The following is a 2,612-nucleotide window of genomic DNA, read 5'->3' as shown; positions in this document are numbered from 1 at the left end:
ATGTACGCTAAATCGTTCGGCCCGCTGGCCGCTGGCAAGTTCGCGGTGTCGCCCGCGTACAGCGACGCATCCGCCAGATTCAGCACGCTTCCTTCGTAATCTTGTGGTACTTCCGCGTCCCCGTATACAAGCAGCAGTTCAGCCTCGCTGTCTTCCAGCATGTACGCGATCCGCTCCGCCGGGTACGCCGGGTCAATCGGCAAGTATGCGCCACCAGCCTTCAGGATCGCGAGAATCCCCACGATCATCTCGAGCGAACGGTCCGCCATGATCCCTACGATTTGGTCCGCTCCGACGCCACGCGACCGCAGCTCATGCGCCAACAGGTCCGCCTTCGCACTCCCCGTANCCGTACGTCAACCGTTCAGACTCGAATACGACCGCCTCCGCTTCCGGCGTTCGCTCCGCCTGCTGCTCGAACAGCGCCTGGATCGTTTGGTCCTTCGGATACTCCGCCTTCGTGTCGTTAAACGTCTCCAGCAGTTGACCCTTCTCTTCTTCTACGACCAGCTCGATCTCGGCTAGCCGCATGTCCGGCGTTTCGACGATCTGCTCCACGATTGCCGCCAAATGCCCGGCCATCCGCTCGACCGTTTCCTTCTTAAACAGTGCCGTGCTATACTCCCAGTCGAAATACAGCCGTCCTTCCTGCTCGACTGCAGCTACCGTCAGGTCGAATTTCGCGACCCGATATTCCTGCGGGTACGGCCGAATCGTCAGCCCTTCCGGCTTCCATTCGCTCATCTGCATGTTCTGCAGCACCAGCATCGTGTCGAACAGCGGGTTGCGGCTCGTATCCCGCCGCACTGCCGCCTTCTCCAACAGTTCCTCAAACGGATAATCCTGGTTCTCCATCGCGCCCAGCACCGCCGCCTTCACTTCCGCCAAGTACGCGTCGAACCGTTTACTTCCCGCCGGGCGGCTGCGCATCGCCAGCGTGCCCACGAACATCCCGATCATCCGTTCCGCATCCGGATGCCTTCTGCCCGCCACCGGCGAACCGACGACGACATCCTCCTGCCCCGCATAGCGCGACAGCAGCACCCCGTACGCCGCCAAGAGCGCCATGTACAGCGTAACCCCTTGCTTGGCGCACAGCTGCTTCAGCCGATCCGTCACGTGCTCGCTCCACGATTGACCGGCGTGGTCCCCTTCGAACCGGCGGGCCGCCGGCCGCGCGTAGTCCGTCGGCAGCTGCAGCACCGGCACCTCTTCCTCGAACGCCTGCAGCCAGTATTGCTCCTGCGCCCGGTACGCCTCGCCCTGCATCTTCTCCCGCAGCCATACCGCATAATCCTTATAGTGAATCGCAAGCGGCGCCAACTGCTCGCCCGCGTACAATCGCGTGAACTCGTCCACGAACACGTCCATCGACGTTCCGTCCGAGACGATGTGGTGCATGTCCAGCAGCAGCACGTGCCGCTGCTCTTCTAGGCGGATCAGTGCCGCACGCAAGAGCGACGCTTTGCCCAGATCGAACGGACGCACGAACGCTTTCACCCGCGTCTTTGCTTCGTCCTCCGTGCTGTCCGTCACCTCAACCGGCACTTCCACACGCCCGGCGATGCGCTGCATCAGCTGATCTTCTTGCATCGCAAACGACGTGCGGAACGATTCGTGACGCTCCGCCAGCAAGTTCAAGCTCTCCCGCACACGCTGCACGTTAAGCTCCCCTACGATCTCCAGCGCCCGCGGCATGTTGTAGCCGATGCCCCCAGGATCCAGCTGACTTACCACGTACAGCCGCTGCTGTGCAGGCGAGGCCGGATACCACTCGTGCGGCTCCGCCTTGCCGATCGCCTCGTAGCGCTCCTTAACCGCCGCCGCTTCCAAGTACCCCGCAAGTTCCTCTACCGTCGGGCTTGCGAACACTTCGCCCAACGGCACGCTCGCGTCCAATTGCTTCTGGATGCGTGACACCAGTTGTGTCGCTTTGAGCGAATGGCCGCCCAGCTCGAAGAAGTTGTCCCGGATGCCCACCGGCTGCGAAAGGCCAAGCACGTCCTGCCAAATCTCTGCCAGCTTCGCTTCCGTCTCGCTTCGCGGCGTCACGTATTCGCTTCCCGCCTGTACCAGCCCTTGCGGCTCCGGCAGCGCCTTCCGGTCCACCTTGCCGTTGGCTGTCAGCGGAATCCGCTCCACTTCTACCAGATACGACGGCACCATGTAATCCGGCATGCTGCGCTTCAAATACGCGCGCAATTCGGATGCGTCGAATTCTCCCACGCTCACCACGTATGCGCACAGGTAAGCCTCGTCTCGCTCGNCTTCCTTCACGTCCGCGTACTGCAGCAGACGGTATACAATTTCGCCTGTCTCGATCCGGTACCCCCGGATTTTCACCTGCTCGTCGATCCGCCCCATGTACTCCAGGTTCCCGTCCGGCAGCCATCTTGCCAGGTCTCCCGTCCGGTACATCCGTTCGCCAGGTTCGAATGGGTTATCCACGAACTTCTCCGCCGTCAGCTCTGGACGGTTCAAATACCCGCGCGTCACGCCTGCTCCAGCCACGTACATTTCCCCGGCTACGCCCAAAGGGGCAAGGCGTCCATTCTTGTCCAAGATAACAACCGACAACGTTGGGATCGGTTTGCCGATGTTGCTGATGTTCG

Annotated in this window: 2 protein-coding genes; both read right to left on the bottom strand. The window is 61.6% G+C overall.

Features of this window, described 5'->3' with window-relative positions; all coding sequences use genetic code 11:
* On the bottom strand, nt 1-323 hold a 323-nt coding region (locus AM231_RS27910; protein ID WP_242615330.1), incomplete at its 3' end, for an AMP-binding protein.
* Between the two features lie 26 nt (nt 324-349).
* On the bottom strand, nt 350-2,247 hold a 1,898-nt coding region (locus AM231_RS30595; RefSeq protein ID WP_423212953.1), incomplete at its 3' end, for a condensation domain-containing protein.
* Between the last annotated feature and the right edge of the window lie 365 nt (nt 2,248-2,612).

The organism is Paenibacillus solani (assembly GCF_001277345.1).
GTDB lineage: Bacteria > Bacillota > Bacilli > Paenibacillales > Paenibacillaceae > Paenibacillus_AQ > Paenibacillus_AQ solani.
This window is presented reverse-complemented; position numbering and strand designations above follow the sequence as displayed.